The organism is Planctomycetota bacterium, assembly GCA_035574235.1.
Lineage (GTDB): Bacteria > Planctomycetota > MHYJ01 > MHYJ01 > JACPRB01 > DATLZA01.
The window spans coordinates 16,651-33,086 of record DATLZA010000147.1; the positions used below are offsets into that span (position 1 = coordinate 16,651).

At 70.4% G+C, this 16,436-nt stretch carries 17 protein-coding genes; 11 read left to right on the forward strand and 6 right to left on the reverse strand.

The window, feature by feature from the left end; all coding sequences use genetic code 11:
• The first annotated feature begins 99 nt into the window (after positions 1 to 99).
• From VNO22_13465 to VNO22_13480, 4 genes are read left to right on the forward strand one after another with little or no spacing between them, the layout of a single operon-like run.
• Complete coding sequence (locus tag VNO22_13465; protein HXG62380.1) at positions 100 to 711, forward strand: hypothetical protein; 612 nt, start codon at positions 100 to 102, stop codon at positions 709 to 711.
• The gene (locus VNO22_13470) at positions 708 to 2,339 is read left to right on the forward strand and encodes an NAD+ synthase (protein ID HXG62381.1); all 1,632 of its coding nucleotides are present in this window, start codon (positions 708 to 710) and stop codon (positions 2,337 to 2,339) included. Before VNO22_13465 ends, VNO22_13470 begins: the two co-directional genes overlap by 4 nt.
• 31 nt (positions 2,340 to 2,370) lie before the next feature.
• Positions 2,371 to 3,021, forward strand: a complete 651-nt coding sequence (locus VNO22_13475; protein ID HXG62382.1) for an NUDIX domain-containing protein — start codon at positions 2,371 to 2,373, stop codon at positions 3,019 to 3,021.
• A 10-nt stretch (positions 3,022 to 3,031) separates the two neighbouring features.
• Positions 3,032 to 3,892, forward strand: a complete 861-nt coding sequence (locus VNO22_13480; GenBank protein ID HXG62383.1) for an NAD(+)/NADH kinase — start codon at positions 3,032 to 3,034, stop codon at positions 3,890 to 3,892.
• On the opposite strand, the gene VNO22_13485 is transcribed toward VNO22_13480, so the two are convergent.
• Complete coding sequence (locus tag VNO22_13485) at positions 3,889 to 4,794, reverse strand: DMT family transporter (protein HXG62384.1); 906 nt, start codon at positions 4,792 to 4,794, stop codon at positions 3,889 to 3,891. The genes VNO22_13480 and VNO22_13485 overlap by 4 nt on opposite strands.
• A gap of 64 nt (positions 4,795 to 4,858) precedes the next feature.
• On the opposite strand from VNO22_13485, the gene VNO22_13490 reads away from it, so the two are divergent.
• A complete protein-coding gene (locus VNO22_13490; protein HXG62385.1) occupies positions 4,859 to 5,299 on the forward strand; it encodes a hypothetical protein in 441 nt (146 codons plus the stop codon).
• 782 nt (positions 5,300 to 6,081) lie between these two features.
• Positions 6,082 to 6,558: a peptidylprolyl isomerase gene (locus VNO22_13495; GenBank protein ID HXG62386.1), complete on the forward strand. Its 477-nt coding sequence runs from the start codon at positions 6,082 to 6,084 to the stop codon at positions 6,556 to 6,558.
• 1 nt (position 6,559) lies between these two features.
• Here the strand turns inward: VNO22_13495 and VNO22_13500 are convergent, their stop codons facing one another.
• From VNO22_13500 to VNO22_13515, 4 genes are all read right to left on the reverse strand, one after another.
• Positions 6,560 to 7,285: a DUF1080 domain-containing protein gene (locus VNO22_13500; protein HXG62387.1), complete on the reverse strand. Its 726-nt coding sequence runs from the start codon at positions 7,283 to 7,285 to the stop codon at positions 6,560 to 6,562.
• Between the two features lie 58 nt (positions 7,286 to 7,343).
• The gene (locus VNO22_13505) at positions 7,344 to 8,786 is read right to left on the reverse strand and encodes an amidohydrolase family protein (protein HXG62388.1); all 1,443 of its coding nucleotides are present in this window, start codon (positions 8,784 to 8,786) and stop codon (positions 7,344 to 7,346) included.
• Positions 8,783 to 10,555 carry a redoxin domain-containing protein gene (locus tag VNO22_13510; protein HXG62389.1) on the reverse strand — a complete coding sequence of 591 codons (1,773 nt, stop codon included), beginning with the start codon at positions 10,553 to 10,555 and terminating at the stop codon, positions 8,783 to 8,785. The genes VNO22_13505 and VNO22_13510 overlap by 4 nt, the downstream gene beginning before the upstream one ends.
• A gap of 84 nt (positions 10,556 to 10,639) precedes the next feature.
• Entirely contained in the window at positions 10,640 to 11,521 is an 882-nt protein-coding gene (locus tag VNO22_13515) for a hypothetical protein (GenBank protein ID HXG62390.1), read from the reverse strand.
• Positions 11,522 to 11,633: 112 nt separating this feature from the next.
• Here VNO22_13515 and VNO22_13520 point away from each other — a divergent pair, with 112 nt between their 5' ends.
• From VNO22_13520 to pgl, 4 genes are read left to right on the forward strand one after another with little or no spacing between them, the layout of a single operon-like run.
• Positions 11,634 to 12,353, forward strand: a complete 720-nt coding sequence (locus tag VNO22_13520) for a sigma-70 family RNA polymerase sigma factor (protein HXG62391.1) — start codon at positions 11,634 to 11,636, stop codon at positions 12,351 to 12,353.
• Positions 12,350 to 12,649 carry a hypothetical protein gene (locus VNO22_13525; protein ID HXG62392.1) on the forward strand — a complete coding sequence of 100 codons (300 nt, stop codon included), beginning with the start codon at positions 12,350 to 12,352 and terminating at the stop codon, positions 12,647 to 12,649. Before VNO22_13520 ends, VNO22_13525 begins: the two co-directional genes overlap by 4 nt.
• Before the next feature lie 52 nt (positions 12,650 to 12,701).
• On the forward strand, positions 12,702 to 14,213 hold the full coding sequence (gene zwf, locus VNO22_13530) for a glucose-6-phosphate dehydrogenase (protein ID HXG62393.1): 1,512 nt from the start codon (positions 12,702 to 12,704) through the stop codon (positions 14,211 to 14,213).
• Positions 14,210 to 14,920, forward strand: coding sequence for a 6-phosphogluconolactonase (gene pgl, locus VNO22_13535; GenBank protein ID HXG62394.1), 711 nt, complete (start codon positions 14,210 to 14,212; stop codon positions 14,918 to 14,920). Before zwf ends, pgl begins: the two co-directional genes overlap by 4 nt.
• A gap of 1 nt (position 14,921) precedes the next feature.
• Here pgl and VNO22_13540 read toward each other — a convergent pair whose 3' ends face one another.
• On the reverse strand, positions 14,922 to 15,335 hold the full coding sequence (locus tag VNO22_13540; protein HXG62395.1) for an SMI1/KNR4 family protein: 414 nt from the start codon (positions 15,333 to 15,335) through the stop codon (positions 14,922 to 14,924).
• Positions 15,336 to 15,418: 83 nt separating this feature from the next.
• Between VNO22_13540 and VNO22_13545 the strand changes: the two genes are divergently transcribed.
• Positions 15,419 to 16,435: a trypsin-like peptidase domain-containing protein gene (locus VNO22_13545; GenBank protein ID HXG62396.1), complete on the forward strand. Its 1,017-nt coding sequence runs from the start codon at positions 15,419 to 15,421 to the stop codon at positions 16,433 to 16,435.
• The last annotated feature ends 1 nt before the right edge of the window (position 16,436 follow it).

Sequence of the window (16,436 nt, forward strand, 5' to 3'; positions counted from 1 at the left end):
GCGGCCCGGCGCGCGCGGCACGCCTCCCGGGGATTCCCGCCTCCGGCACCCTGGCCCATTCGCCTATCCTCGGCCACGACGACGGTGAGGAGGCGTTCCGTGCCTTCGCGGGAGTCTTCCCGGGACGGGCGGTTCTTCTTCCGGGTGTGCAAAATCGTTGCATCCGGCGACTTGAACGAGTATAAAATCGACGCGCTTCTGGCCGGCGGAGCGCCCATCGACGCGTTCGGGGTGGGCACCGAACGGGTCACCTCGAGCGATGCGCCGGCCCTCGGCGGGGTATATAAGCTCGTCGAGCGGGAGACCCCCGAAGGGCATAGGATCGGCGGCGCCAAGGGGAGCGCCGAAAAGGCAACCTATCCCTTTGGGAAGCAAGTCTTTCGGACGTCCGTAGAAGGTCAGTACCGCGCGGATACTATCGGCGCGGCCGAGGAGCGGTTGGCCGGGAGGTCGTTGCGGGTTCCGGCGATGCGCCGCGGGCGCGCGCTCGGAAAGCCGCCCTCCCTGGAGGAAATCCGGCGCCGGGCGCAGGAGGAACTGGCCCGGCTTCCGGCGGGCGTCCTGCGGCTGCGGGACCCGGAGCGCTGCCCGGGGCGCTTCAGCGAGGCGCTGGAGCGGGCCCGGGAGGAGGCGATCCGCCGCGGGACGCGGGGGAGAGAGGAGGGAAAGAAGCCCGAGGCTCTTTCCTTGAGAAAGGACGCGGAAGAATGAAGATCGCCGCGGCTCAGATCAACCCCACCGTCGGGGACATCGCCGGCAACGTCGACAAGATCCTCACCCACATCGGACGCGCCAAGGAGCTGGGGGCGCAGCTCGTCGTCTTCCCGGAGCTCTCGCTGACGGGGTACCCGCCCCGGGATCTCCTCGAACGCCCCTCCTTCGTGGAAGCCAACATCAACGCGCTCGGAGAGCTCGCCTCCAAGGTCCGCGACATCGCGGCCCTGGTCGGCTTCGTCGAGAAAAACCTCTCCGCCGAAGGCAAGCCCCTCTACAACGCGGCCGCGCTTCTCGATCAGGGCGAAATCGCCTACGTCACCTTCAAGTCGCTCCTGCCGACCTACGACGTTTTCGACGAGGCCCGCTACTTCGAGCCCGCGGCGGGCGCGGCGCCGCTGAAGATCGGCGGCCAGAAGGTCGCGCTGACCCTCTGCGAGGACATCTGGAACGAGGAGCTCGCCGGCCCCCGCCGCTACGCCCGCGACCCCCTGGCCGAGATGGCCAAGAAGAAGTTCCAGCTCATCCTCAACATGTCCGCCTCCCCCTGGTCCGTGGGCAAGGACCGGGTGCGCCTCGAACTCCTCAAGAGCCACGCCAAGACCTACAACGTCCCCGTCATCTGCGTCAACCAGGTGGGCGGCAACGACGAGCTCGTCTTCGACGGCAACTCGGTGGCCGTCGACCCCCAGGGCAACATCATCGCCCACGCCAAGCCCTTCGAGGAGGACATCATCCTCATCGACCTCGACTACGGCGCGGGCGACCAGCGGGGCCAGAACCTCTCCGATCCCGAGGCCGTCTACCGCGCGCTCGTCCTGGGCACCCGCGACTACGCCCACAAGTGCGGATTCAAGAAGGCCGTCGTGGGCCTTTCCGGAGGCGTGGACTCGGCCGTCACCGCCGTGATCGCCGCCGAAGCCCTGGGCCCCGAGAACGTCCTCGGGGTCATGATGCCCAGCATCTACACGAGCGAGGCTTCCAAGGCGGACGCCGAGGCGCTCGCCCGCGCGGTCGGACTGGAGTACAAGGTCATCTCCATCCAGCCCATGTTCGACGCCTTCATGGACGAATTCCAGAAGCTCTTCAAGGGCCTCCCTGCGGACACGACCGAGCAGAACATCCAGGCCCGCATCCGCGGCGCCCTTCTCATGGCCATCTCCAACAAGCTCGGCCATCTCGTCCTGTCCACCGGCAACAAGAGCGAGCTGGCGACCGGCTACGTCACGCTCTACGGAGACATGGCCGGAGGGCTGGCCGTCCTGAGCGACGTCCCCAAGACCCTCGTCTACCGGATCGCCCGCGAGGTGATCAACCGCGACCGGGAGGCGATTCCCGCCGGAACCCTCACGCGGCCCCCGAGCGCCGAACTCCGCCATAACCAGAAGGATTCCGACGACCTTCCCGACTACGAGGCGCTCGACGCCGTTCTCAAGGCCTATATCGAAGAAGGTCGGTCGCCCGAGGACATCGTCGCCTCCGGCCTTCCCCGCGAGGTGGTCGAGAAGGTCGTGCGGCTCGTGGAGCGCAGCGAGTTCAAGAGGCGCCAGGCTCCGGTGGGAATCCGGGTGACCTCCAAGGCCTTCGGCACCGGCCGGCGCTTCCCCATCGCGCGCAAGTATTGACGTGGCCCCGGGCCGGGAGGCCCCGACGACCGTGAGCGCGACGCCGACCGCCGTCACGGTGGACCTGGTCGTCTTCACCGTGCGCGAGGGGCGCCTCAACGTCCTGCTCGTGCGGCGCCGCGAGGCGCCCTTCGCGGGACGCTGGTCCCTTCCGGGCGGCCCCGTGGGGCCCCGCTTAACCCTCGAAGAGGCGGCCCGCCGGCATCTGCTCGAAAAAACGGGCCTGCGCGACGTCTACCTCGAGCAGCTCTACACCTTCGGCGACCCGGGCCGCGATCCCCGCGCGCGAACCGTCACCGTGGCCTACTACGCCCTCATCCGCCCCCGGCCGCTGGCCCCGTCCGGAGACGCGGCCTGGTTCCCCGCGCTTCGCCCTCCCGCGCTCGCCTTCGACCACGCCGAAATCCTCCGCACCGGCATCCGGCGCCTCCGCGCCAAGCTCGGCTACACGACGGTGGCGTTCGAGCTCCTGCCCTCCACGTTCACTCTGAGCGAGCTCCAGACGCTCTACGAGACGATCCTCGGCCGCCGCCTCGACAAGCGCAACTTCCGGCGCAAGATCCTGTCGCTCGACCTCCTGCGCCCCCGCCCAGAGCGGCGCGCGGCCGGCCCGCACCGGCCGGCCCGGCTGTACTCCTTCAAACGGGGAAAGATGACGGTTCTCGAGAGCCAGATTGTATGATGACTCGGCCATGAGGGTCCTCGTCGTCTTCAAGAAGTCCTTCCTCGAGGTCCACGGCGCCCGCCGCGCCGCCTCCGTGCGCGATCCGGAATTCCGCCGGCGCCTCGTCCGGGCCGACCTCGAAAACCGCCGCGCCCTGGAGGAGGTCCTCGCCCACCTCGAGCGGCGGGGCGTCCGCTACGACGCCGTCGTCCGGGGAAGCCTCGCCGCGCGGCGCCACTACGACCTCGTCGTCTCGCTCGGCGGCGACGGGACCTTCTTCGCCGCCGCCCGGCACGTCAACGACATCCCGATCCTCGGCATCAACTCCGATCCCGGAAGCTCCCTGGGCCTGTGGACCTGCGCCGACCGCTTCGGCTTCCGCGAGCCCCTCGACCGGGCGCTCGAGGGACGCCTTCCCGGCGTCACCGTCCGCCGCATGGAAGTCTCCATCAACGGCAAACCCATCCGCGAGCGGCCCTTCAACGACGTCCTGTTCGCCCACCGCAACCCCGCCGCCATGACCCGCTACCGCCTCCGCGTGGGGGCGCGGACCGAGGATCAGAAAAGCTCCGGACTCTGGATTTCCACCGCCGCGGGCTCCACCGCCGCCATCCGCTCCGCCGGCGGACGCCGCATGCCCCTCTCCTCCCGCCGCCTCCAGTACCTCGTGCGGGAGCCCTACACGTGGCCCGTGCGGCGCTACCGGCTCCTGCGCGGCTTTCCCGAGCGGCTCGCGATCGTCACCTTCCTCGTGGAATCGGCCGTCTGGATCGACGGCTCGCGGATCCGCTACGATCTGGCGATCGGGGACACCGTGGAGCTGCGCTCGGGGGCCCCGATCCGCGTCCTGGGGTACGACGAGCGCCGGCGGCGGAAGCTTTTTCCCTAACCCCGCCGCATCCTGGGAAAGACCTCGCAGACGGCGTTCCCCGCCAGAATGATCGCCCCTCCGGCCCAGTGGCGCGCCTCGAGCCGCTCCCCCGTGAGCGCCGCCGCGAACGCGGCCGCGAAGACCGGCTCCAGCGAGTAGATCACCGCGGCCCGCGTGGGGGTCACCTCCCGCTGCCACCGGTTCATGATGACGAGCGCGAGGATCGAGCAGACCGTGGCCGTGTAGAAAAGCGTCCAGGCGACGTGCGGCCCCCGGACCGCCGCCGCCAGCGCCCGCGGCCCCACGCCCATCGCCGCCAGAAGCGCCCCCGAGAAGGCCGCCGCCAGAACGAACATGACGAACGTGACCCCCTCGGGCGGGTGGCGCCGCGTGATCCCCGGCGTCATCTGGATCTGCACGGCGAACGCCAGCGCGCAGAGGGCCGTCAGCTGCTCCCCCGGACCGAAGCCGCCGCCCCGGGGATCGGTCAGCACCCACACGCCCGCAAACGCCACCGCCGCTCCCGCCACGTGGGCCGGCACGAGCGTCTCCCGGAAGAAAAGCCGCCCGAGGAGCGGCGTCAGCACCACCGTCAGGTTCGTCAGAAAGGCCGACACCGTGGCCGAGGTGGCTCCCAGCCCGCCCGTCTGAAGGAGAAACCCCGCGGAAAAGGGCACCGCCAGCGCCGCCCCTCCGGCGAGCGTCCCCCGCCCCAGCTCCCGCAGGACCTTCGGGTAGCACAGCGGGAAGAGCGCCGCCGCCAGCGCGAACCGCAGGAACACGAAGGCCGCCGGAGCCGCCCGGGGATCCAGGCCCGCCGCGGCCATCCCCTCCACGCCCAGCTTCACCGAAAAGAACGTGGAGCCCCAGACGGCGCACATCGAAACAAGCCACCACGTCGCGCGCCGCTCGGGAGACACGCGGGAAGTCTACGGCCCGCCCGGAACCGTTGCAAGCTCCCCGCCGTCCGGGTACAACGGAATCATGATCGAGCCGCTCGCCCGCATCCTCCGGCAGAAACGCGCGGTTCTCTCGCTTCTTCCCGACCTGACCGCCGAGATCGTCCGGATCGTCCCGGCCGACTGGCTCCGCTACGATCTCGAGGATCAGGGCAAGCTCTGGTCCCGCGCCGTGCGGCCCGGCCGGGAGCCCGAGCGCCCGGGCCTCGGCGCCGTGCCGCGGATGGGCTCCCGCGAAACCGAATATGCCAGGCCGATCGAGGGAGGATTCGAAGCGTGCGTCCTGCTGGGTCTCGGAGAACCCAGCGGGAGGCTCATCCTCCGGCGCGCCTCCGGGCCCTTCGGAGAAGAGGAGATGGCCCGCCTCCGCGCCGTGGCCGACGTCCTCTCCCTGGGCCTGCGCGCGCGACCCTTCGAGCCGCCCCCCAAACCGCGCGGCCCGTTCGAGGAGGGTCCCCTGGTCTGACGCCGCCGGAATTCCCGCGACGCGGCCCCGCCTCCGTCCGTATCATCTCTGTCCTGTCAGGAGACTTCCCCGTGATTTCCCTCCTCCTCCTTCTGGCCGGCCCGCAGGATTCCGACGCCGCCGCGCGCCTCCGCGCCGAGCTCGAGCGGATCCGCGGGGAGGTCCGCACGCTCATGGACCTCCGCGACCGGCTCCGCCGCAACGACGCCGCCTTCCGGAGCGGCTCCGAAGACGAAGAGGCCCTGAAGAAGCTCGCCGTCGAACGCGAGGCTCTCGCGCGCGAATTCCAGGAGCGCCGCGACGCCGCGATCCGCGCCATGGACGCGCTTCTGGCCTCGGCGACCGAGGAACTGGGAAAGGCGCCGGCCGATCCCGGACTCCTCGAGGTCCGCGGAGAGGCGCGCCTCCTCTACGACCGCCGCGCGGAGGCGCTCGAGGATTTCGAGAAGCTCGGGACGCTCCGGCCGGACGACGTGGGGCTCGCGCTCAAGACCGCGCGGCTCCAGCACGGCCTCAACCGCTACGAGGCCGCCGCCCGGAGCGCCGAGCGCGTCCTCGCCCGGGACGCCGCCCACGTGGAGGCCCGCACGCTCCTGGGCCTCTGCCGCTATTCCACCCACCGCTTCGACGACGCCGCGAAACTCTTCGACGGCCTGCTTCAGGGCGCGCTCGAACCCGAGGCGGCGGAATCCATCCGGCGCTTCCACGGCATGGCCGTCGCCTGCCGCGAAGCCTGGCCGCGGGAGGAGGCCCTGCGCGCCCGCGAGGCCCGGGCGGACGACCTGCCCCGCGTGAAGCTCACGACCAGCCGCGGCGAGATCGAACTGGAGCTGTTCGAGAACGAAGCCCCCAACACGGTGGCCAACTTCGTGGAGCTCGTCGACCGGAAGTTCTACGACGGCCTCACGTTCCACCGGGTGATTCCGAACTTCATGGCCCAGGGCGGGTGCCCCCGGGGCGACGGCTCGGGCGACCCCGGCTACCGCTTCAAGGACGAGCTGGGTCCGGGCCACCGCCTCCACTTCCGCGGCTCGATCTCCATGGCCAACTCGGGACCCGACACGAACGGCTCCCAGTTCTTCATCACCCACTTCCCCACCGAGTGGCTCAACGGGAAGCACACGGTCTTCGGACGGGTGCTGAAGGGGCAGGACGTCGTCGACGCCCTGGCGGCCGGAGACAAGATCGTAAAGGCGGAAGTCACCCGGCGGCGCGACCACCCCTACAGGGTCGTCCGCCTCGAGGAATCCGCCAAGTAGCCTAGTTCAGTTCCCGGATCCGGAGGTTGCGGAACTGAACGAGCGACGGAGGGCTCGTCCAGCGCCCGTCCCTCCAGGACCCGTGGTGCTGAAGCCCGATCGGCCCGCGCGCAGGGATCCCCGGCAGCGGCGCGTTCTCGATCACCGTTTCGCCGTTCAGAACGACCGTCAGGCGGTCCCCCCGCAGGGTGATCTCGAACGTGTTCCACTCGCCGATCGGCCGGTCCGCCTTCTTGCGCGGCGTGACGGCGGCGCGGACCTCGGGCGGCGTCTTGGGATCCATGCGGACGCCGTAGACCTCGCCCGACCCGATCGGCCAGCACCAGATGTTCACCTGATGCTTGGGGCTGCCGCGCAGAAAGATCCCGGAATCCGAATCCGGAACCGACAGGCGGATTTCCTTCCCGTCGGGCCCCTTGCGGTGCGTCCCGTCGGGCAGGATGTCCGGCACGTTCGGATTGATGTACGGCGTTTCCTTGATGCGCCAATCCACCCGCAGGACGAAGTCGCCGTACTCCCGCATCGTCCAGAGACTCTTGTCCCCTTTGGCTTCGCTGCGGGCGTCGTAATCGATCACTCCGTCCACGACCCGCCAGTGGCCGTTGTCCCCCTCGGGAACGCGCCAGCCGGAGAAGTCCTTGCCGTTGAAGAGGGACACCCATCCGTCGCCGTCCTGGCCCGGCGCGAGGGTCCCAAGCGCCAGAACCGCCGCCGTCGCGAGCGTCATGCCGGCCTCCCTTCCGCCGTCGTTTCCGGCGGAATTGTCCCAGAAGGACCGGGACGTTTCAAGCGGGCTGACCGCCCCGCGACGCCAGGAGCGCGAAAAACTCCCTCCGGGTACGCGGCCCGTAGACGGCGAAACTCGGCTCCGGGCGCTCGCGATACGCCTGCCGCAGCTTCTCGATCTCGTCCTTGGGCAGTGCCTCGCGGATCCGCCGGGGATCGATCCCGTACAGCGCCGCGGCGTTCAGGCCGAAGATCCTCGCCTTGAGCTCCGGCGTCAGCTCCGGGTAGCCGTGCTTCTCGCACAGCTCCGGGGCGATCCGGAAGGCGCGGAAGGCCTGAATCTGCGGCTGCGGGGACCCGTACCAGATGGAATCCGTTCCCCACAGGACGTTGTTCGGCCCCACGTGCTTGAGGAGCTTGCCCAGGACGTGGGCCGCCTGATCCGGCCGCTTCATGAGCAGCCACCACGTGGAGCCGAGCTCCGCGTAGACGTTCGAACCCGGCGCGATGCCGTTTTCCTCGAGCGAGCGGATGAGGCAATTGACGCCCGCGTCGGCGCGGCCGGGGTCGTAGGGCCCCTCCTCCACGGCCGGGTCGTATCCCGAGTGATAGATCACGAACTTGAGGTCGGGGAAGCGCTTCGCCGCGCGCCCCACGTCCACCGGACGGTCGTAGCGCCCGCCCAGAAATCCCAGAGGAAGCCCCTTGTGGGCGCAGACGATCCGGATCCCGAGCGCCCGCGCCTTCTCGAGGAACGGCACGCCCACCTTCTCATCGTCCAGCCACCATCCCTGGCCGCGCGGTCCCCAGGGCGTGTAAACCTTCCACGCGGCGATCTTGAATTCCGAGGCCAGGCGCTCCATTCCCTCGAGCTGCGCCGCCAGAGGCTCCACGTTCGGGGTGACCAGGCCGTGCACGAGCAGCCTCGGGGAGCCGCCCAGCCGGTCCACGATCTCGCGCGTCTCGGCGGCGTCCCGATCCGGAAGGGGCTGGCCTTCCGGAAGGGCCGGAAGCGCCGAGAGCACCGCCACCGTGGTGTCGCTGTCGAGGAAGATTTCCTTGGCGTAGTAGTAGCGCGAAAGCCCCCGGAGGGGATCCTTCTCGCCGCGCCCGCGGCCCCACCCCCGAAGCACCATCGCCAGGAGCGGATTCTTCTGCCGCCACGGCCCGTCGGGCATCACGTGGTGGGACTGCACGTCGAAGATGAACTCCTTGCCCTCCACGGCCCCGGAAGCGGCCTGCGGCTCCAGAAGCATCTCCGGACGGATCGCGTAGCCGCCGCCGGCGGCTCCGTAGACTTCGTTGATCGTCCAGAGGGTCGCCGCCATGCCGCACGGGCCCGCCAGAAACGCCCGGCGCGATATCCCCAGGCGCCGCGCCGCCCGCTCCGCCCGCCGGTAGACCCGCCGCTCCGCCTCGCGGTCGCGCGCGGTCTTCGGAGGAGGCACGTACTCGCCGTTTGAGACGGGATCGAAGGTCAGGGGCAGCGGATCGTCCGTCACGGGCCCTTCCTCTCCTCGACGGGACGGGAGCGCCGTCGATCCTCCCCGTCGAACGTGTAATGAATGAAGGCGATGCACATCTCGTCGGTCGTCTGCTCGCCCCATTTGACCCAGCGCGGCGGATCCGAGGGGTTGTTCCGGTTTTCCGCCGAGTTGTCGTAGAAGGCCTCCAGGCGGAGTTTCGTCCCCTTGGGCAGCCGGAGCGGCTCCTTGAACTGGTAGGTCTCCTGCCAGGCGAAATCCCAGTCCTCGATCCGCACGAGGTCCTGCACCCGCCCGTCCGGAAAGGTGGCCGTCACGGCGATCCGGCGCCCCAGCAGATGCATGTGGGGCATCACGTCGTAGGCCGTGACGTCCAGGGGGACCGTGTAGGAGGCCGTGACCTTGTGCTCCCGGGCTCCCGGAGGAATGCGGAGAAAAACGTTCGCCAGCATGTGCACATGGAGCATTTTTTCGACGGGCTCCTTGGCGAAGTAAAGCGCCACCTCCGCCCCTTCGTCCTTTTCCGGCCGCCCGGTCCTGTGGTAGTGGGTTTCCAGGACGATCCGCTCGCCCTTGCGCAGCCTCCGCCCCACCCCCGGCGGGAGCATCCGGGGCATGTTCCCCGGCGCCCAGCCCGAAAGCGAACCCGAAGGCACGATGTTGGGCCCCGATCCGTTCGACCGGTAGCCCGGCTCGGGATCGGCCCGATCCTTGCGGACGGACTGCTCGGTCATGTCGAGATACCCGATGATGTGATGCACCGCCCGGGGGTTGCCCGGGCGGAATTCGACGCCCACGACCCACTTGTCCTCGTCGAAGGGGTTCTCGAGGACGTAGCAGCGGTATTCGTCGCGCCCCCGAGGGCCCAGCACGAAGCCGCCTTCGGCTTTGAGCACGGCGTCGGGCTTGCCGAGCATCCATTGATCGGAGAAGGCCGGGGGCGGCGGCGCCTCCGCGGCGTTCCCCTCGGGAGCGCCCGCGCGGTGCCACTTCTCGAGGATCGCGATGTCCTCGTCGCTCAGCCTCCGTTCGTTGTAGTACATCCCCGCGTTGGAAACCGGCTTCCAGGGCGGCATCCGGCGGCGCTTCGTCTCCCGCACGATTTCCGCCGACCACGCGGCCGCCTGCTCGTAGGTTTCCAGCGAAAACGGCCCCACCTGGCCCGGCCGATGGCAGCCCGCGCAGTGGCGGAAGAGAATCGGCGCCACGTGCCTGGCGTAGGTGATCTCCGTCGAGCGCGCCTTCTCCCGCCGCCGGATCGCGCAGCCTTCCGGCTGGGTCACGGGGGTCTCGACCTCGCCGCCGCCCAGAACCGCCTCGATCGCGTCCTTGAGATACCGCCGCCGCACGAACTCCTCGACCTTGTGGTCGTCGATGAGGCCCCGGTAACGGATCTTCCCCGCGGCGTCGATGACGACCGCCGCCGGCTGAATCTCGATCTTGTAAAGATCCGCCACGCGGCCGTCTTCGTCCTTGAGCACCGGCAGGGGAAAGCCGGACCGCGCCACGTATTCGGCGATCTCGCGGACCGATTCGTTCCAGTTCGAGTTGATCGCCAGGAAGGCGACCCCCCGGGGACCGTACGCCGCCGCCAGGTCCCCGAGCCGCGGCTCCGCCGCGCGGGACCGGGGACACTCGATGCCGAGGAAGAGGAGGACCACCGCCTTCCGGTCCCGGAACGAACGGAGCTCCACCGGACGGCCTTCGAGATCCGGCAGCGTAAAGTCCGGAGCCGGATCGCCGCCCGAGGAACCCGCCAGAAGCACGACCGCCCAGAGCGCGCGCATGAACACCCCTCCGAATTCTACCGCGCTTAAGACAAACGGAGGGCCGCCGGGGGTTCGGCGGCCCTCCGGGATACCGTGGGGCTCTTATTCGTCGCAGTCGAAGCGGAAGATCGCGGCGAGCTGCGCGCGGGTGAACGGCCCGTAGGAGACGCCGTCCACGACCACCCGGATCCGATCCTCGCCTTCGATCAGGAACTCGACCGTGTGGGTTTCGGCGCCCTGCGTGATCGTGACCGTCCGCCGGCCGCTCCAGAAGGCGGCGAAGAAGTAGGCGCCCGAGGACCGCGTGAAGACGAAGCCGCGGGCCAGCTCAGTCGAGCAGGTGACCTGCGCCGTCTCCTCCTGGTGCGTCACCACCGCTTCGCCCGAACCGTTGAGCGTTTCAGCGGCGCGGAGGGACCAGTTGAGGTCGTCCTGGCGGGACCACTCGAGGGCCAGACCGTAGGTCCAGCCGCTCCCGGGAGCGATGCGGGCCTCCGCCCCGCACACCGGGTCCCGGAAGACGCCCTCGGTGACCCACCGGACTTCGACCGCGTACTGGGCCTTGCCCTCGGCGGAGGTGCCGCTCACGGCGCCGGCGGCGTTCACCGTAAAAACGCCCGAGGCGTTCGGCCAGCGGTCGTTGCCTTCGGCGTCCTTGGCGTCGAGGTCGATCTCGAGGCTCACGGCGCCCTGGAAGGCGAATGCCGGGCTGGGTTCCGGGGAAAACGTCCGCGCCGCCGTCTTAGCCGTGGGGGCGGACTTGGCGGAGGTGGCTCCCGGCGCGCCGCTTTCCACGATCGCATCGGTGGCGATCTCGGTGGTTTCCTCCACGGCCTGGGCGGCGGCGTCGGCCTTCTGGGCCTGGACGACCTCCTGGGGTCCCGGCTCCGCGGGAGCGGAAGACGACCCGCCGTCGTCCCCGCACCCTCCGGCCACGGCCAGAAGAACCCCCAGGACGGCGATCCCTGCGTTCCATCGTTTCATGGCGAATCTCCTTTGTCGACGTTTCGGATCCGCCCACCCGTACGCACGCTCCGCCGAATCGTCCCCGAATTTTCGAAACCGGCGGGGGGCGCCCGGCTGTCTTAGAAGAGGGATGACTCGGGATCCGGGAGAAACCACGATCGGGGGGCCGCTGCGGGACTTCCCCTCGACCTCGTGGGGGCTGCTGCGCTCGGCGCGGGAGGAGAACCGCCGGGCGCTGGAGCGGCTGATCGAACTCTACTGGAAACCCGCGTACTTCTACATCCGCGCGGCCGGACGCCGCAGCGTCGAGGACGCCAAGGACCTGACGCAGGAATTCTTCGCCCGCATGCTCGAGCGCCGGGACTGGGAGCGGCTTCGCCCGGAACGCGGAAGCTTCCGAGGGTTCCTCAAAAAGGCGCTGCGCAACTTCATGACGGACGCCGCGCGCCGCGAGCGCGCCCGCCGGCCTCCGGACGGAACTCCGCTTCTGCGGTTCGAGGATCTCGACGACCGGGCGCCCGCGCCTCCCCCGGGGGACCCCGAGACGGTCTTCGACCGGGAGTGGGAGCGGACGGTGCTTGAGGATTCGCTCCGGGAGCTTGAGGACCGTCTGCGCCGTCATGGAGCCTCGGCACTGTTCGACGTCTTCCGACTGTACTGTCTGGAAGGAGAAGGCCGCCTCACGTACGCCGAAGTCGCCGAGCGTCTGGGCTTGCGGGAGTCGGACGTCCGCAAGCGCCTGGCCCGGTGCCGGGCGGAGCTTCGGGAGATCGTGCTGGGCCGGGTGAAAGCCTACGCCGCCGACGAGCAGGAAGCGCAGGAGGAGTACCGGAGGATCGTGGGGCCATGAAAGACCTGGATTCCGTGCGCCGTTTCCTGGCGGAAGGCCCCGAGGAGGAGCGGCCCGCGCGCCGCGGCGACCGGCTGGGGGAGCTGGCGGTCGGCTGGGGGTACCTGACGGAGGAGCAGCTCGAAGCGGCGCTGGCGGAGCAGCGCGCCGCCGGCGGTCGCCTGCCGCTGGGGGAGATCCTGCGGCGGAAACGCTGGCTCACCTCGGAGCAGCTCCTGAGGCTTCTCGTCTCGCAGCGGCGCCCGCCCCGGCCGCGGCTCTGGGCCAGGATCGTCCGCTGGTTCCGCCGCGCGTGACGCGCCTCTTTCCCTTCCCCCGACCGCGCCGGCCGACTATTCTAAATCCCCCATGGACCCGACCGGCATCCGCGTCGAAGCCGCGCCCGGAGCGGCGCTGCTTCCGTCGCGCCCTCCCGACCCGTGCACCCTCGTTCTCTTCGGGGCCACGGGCGATCTCACCCGCCGCAAGCTCGCCCCCGCGCTTTACCGCCTGAGCGCCGCCGGCGACCTTCCCGCCGGCTTCGCCCTCGTCGGCACGAGCACCTCGGTCGGCGCCGCCGACGCCTTCCGCGCCTCCCTCCGGGAGGCCGTGGGGGCCGCCCTCCGGGGGGCGCCTCTGGACGAGGCCTCCTGGCGTGCCTTCGCGGCGCGCGTCGAAACCGCCCCGGGAGACGTCGCCGACCCCGCCACCTACGCGGCCCTTCGCCGGACGCTGGAGCGCCTGGAGGCGCGGCCGGCCGGCGCCGGCCACCGTCTTTTCTACCTCGCCGTCCCGCCCGCCGCCTTCCCGGTCATCCTGCGGAACCTCAAGGAGCAGAAGCTCCTCCATCCGCCCCGCGGCGGCCCCTGGTCCCGCGTGGTTTTCGAAAAGCCCATGGGACGCGACCTCGCTTCCGCCCGCGAGCTCAACCGCCTCATCGCCGAGGTCCTCGACGAAAGCCAGGTCTTCCGCATCGACCACTACCTCGGAAAGGAAACCGTCCGCAACATCCTCGTCTTCCGATTCGCCAACGCGATCCTCGAGCCCCTCTGGAACCGCACCGCCGTCGATCACGTCCAGATCACGATGGCCGAAGACATCGGCGTCGAACGCCGCGGAAAGTTCTACGACCAGACCGGAGTCCTCCGCGACGTCGTCCAGAGCCACCTCCTTCAGGTCCTGGCTCTCTGCGCGATGGAGGCGCCCGTGAGCTTCCGCGCCGAGGACATCCGCGACGAAAAGCTCAAGGTTTACCGCGCGCTCCGGCCCGCGGATCCCGGCGACGTCGTCTGGGGACAGTACCGAGGCTACCGGCAGGAGCCGGGCGTGGCCCCCGATTCGCGGACGCCCACCTACGTGGCCCTCCGGGCGTTCGTGGACAACTGGCGCTGGCAGGGCGTGCCCTTCTACATCCGCGCGGGCAAGGCCTTGGCGCGCCGCCGAACCGAGGTCTCCGTCCACTTCAAGGAGATCCCCTTCTGCGTCTTCGGGCACGAGGAGGTCTGCCGACGGATCGAGCCCAACGTCCTGGTCCTGCGGATTCAGCCCGACGAGGGCATCGCCCTCCGCTTCGCGACGAAAGCCCCCGGGGACGATCTGGCCGTCGCGGGCGTCACGATGGACTTCTCCTACGCCCGGTCGTTCCACCACCCCCCCGTGGACGCCTACGAGCGCCTCCTCCTGGACGCGATGCGCGGGGACGCCACGCTTTTCGCCCGCCGCGACGCGGACGAGCAGGCCTGGGAGTACGTCACGCCCCTCCTCGAGGCGCACGAACGCTCGGGCGCCGAAGTTCCGATCTACGAGCGCGGCGGCGCCGGCCCGAAGGAGGCCGACGATCTTCTCCGCCGCGACCGGCGGCGCTGGAGGCCCCTGGAATGACCTCGCGACGGCGTTCCCGCGTGATCGTGGCGCGCGACCGGGACGAAATGGCCCGGCTGGCGGCGGAGTGGATCTGCGACAAGGCCCGCCAGGCGGTCCGCGCCCGAGGGCGGTTCACGATCGCCCTGGCCGGAGGCCGCACGCCGCGCCCCGCCTACGACGTTCTCGGCGGCCCCGAGTACGCGGAGCGGTTTCCCTGGATGGAAACGGAGTTCTTCTTCGGCGACGAGCGCGCCGTGCCGCTCGACCACGAGGAGAGCAACTACCGGCTCGTCCGGGAGACGCTGCTGCGCAGCCGTCCGGACGCGCTCGGCCGCGTCTTCCGGATGCCGGCCGACGCGCCCGACCGGGAGGAGGCCGCCGAGCGGTACGGCCGGCGCCTCCCCGATCCGCTGGACCTGGTGCTCCTCGGAATGGGCGAGGACGGCCACACCGCCTCCCTCTTCCCCGGGTCGCCCGCGCTCGACGAACGCGAGCGGCGGGTGGCGGTCGTGACGGCGCCGAAGCCGCCTCCGGAGCGGATGACGATCACTCCGCCCGTGCTTCAGCGCGCGCGGCAGATTCTCGTGCTCGTCTCGGGGGTGGAGAAGGCGCCGGTCCTGGCGCGCGCTCTGGGAGGGCCTTTCGACCCGAAGGCGCTGCCCGCTCAGCTCGCCCGCCACGGCACCTGGATCGTGGACCAGGGCGCCGCTTCGGGGCTGCTCTGACCTAACGCGGCAGCCGCCGCTCGAGCCATTCGGTGAAGCTGTCCGTCTCCGTCACCACGTCTTCCCAGACGGAGCTCGAAAGACCCAGGCTGACCACGGCGGGCGGCTCGTGCCGGAAATCGAGCGCGTAAACGAGAAATCCGTCATTGCCGATCCCGAGCAGCCCCGGGAAATTCCAGGGGATGCGGTAGCGCCGGTTGAGGCCCGCCAGGATCCGGACCGGCCAGAGCCCGGTGTACGCCTCGGGAGCCGCCGACTCGCCACCGCCGGCGGCCAAGAGATAGCGGCGGTAGTCCGTCGGCAGGGTCACGTCGAATTCCGCCTCCAGGCGGGCCACCGACTCCTCGGACGCGGGCCCCCCCGGCCGCCAGCCGCGGGCGATCATCATCTTGAGCACCGCCTCGAGGGTCGCCACACCTCCAGGATACTCCCCGCGGGGGGACGGGGGCAACGGCGCTCGGACCCGCGAATTTCCCGCTCCTGCGGAGAGTTAGAAGGATGATGGAGAACACGCCGGCCCGTCCGGAATCCGCGCTCGACACCGGGCCTCCGCGCCTGGACCCGTACTCCCAGGCGGTCGTCTCGGCCGCCGAAAAGATCGGCCCCGCGGTCGTCAGCATCCAGGTCCTGCAGCGCGTGTGGCGCCGCACGGGCCCCTACGAAGCGCGGGAGGAGGACGCCCTGGGCGGCGGTTCGGGGTTCATCTTCACTCCGGACGGCTTCGTCCTGACCAACAGCCACGTGATCCACGAGGCCAGCGCCATCGAGGCGATTCTCCCCGACGGCCGCCGGTTCCAGGCCGATCCCGTGGGAGACGACCCGGACACGGATCTGGCCGTGGTGCGGATCCCCGCCTCGGGGCTTCCGGTCGCGGAGCTCGGGGACTCCCGGGCGCTGCGCGTGGGGCAGCTCGTGGTGGCGGTGGGCAATCCCCTCGGCTTCCAGTGGTCGGTCACCGCGGGCGTGGTGAGCGCGCTGGGGCGCGCCCTGCGCACGCCCTCGGGGCGCCGTCTGGAGAACGTGATCCAGACCGACGCGCCCCTCAACCCGGGCAACTCCGGCGGACCCCTGGTGACGTGGGAAGGCAAGGTCGTGGGGGTCAACACCGCCGTGGTCTTCCCCGCCCAGGGCATCTGCCTGGCGATTCCCGTCCAGACCGCCCGCTTCGTGGCGGGGGAGATCCTGCGCCGCGGCCGCGTGCGCCGGGCCTATCTCGGCGTGACCGGACAGGATATCACCCTGCCGCGGCGGGTCGTTCTCGAGAACGAGCTTTCGGGCGCGGGCGCCGTCGCGATCCTCGCGGTCGAACCCGACAGCCCCGCCGCGCGGGCGGGCCTGCGTCCCGGAGACGCGATCGTCCGGCTGGACGGCTCGCCGGTCGGCGGCGTGGACGACCTCCACCGGATTCTGGCGGAGGGCGCGATCGGCCGGACGGTGGCGGTCGACCTTCTGCGCCGCGGAAGCCGCCTGCGGCTCACGATCGTTCCGGAGGAGCGTCCCCCGCGCGCGTCCTGAC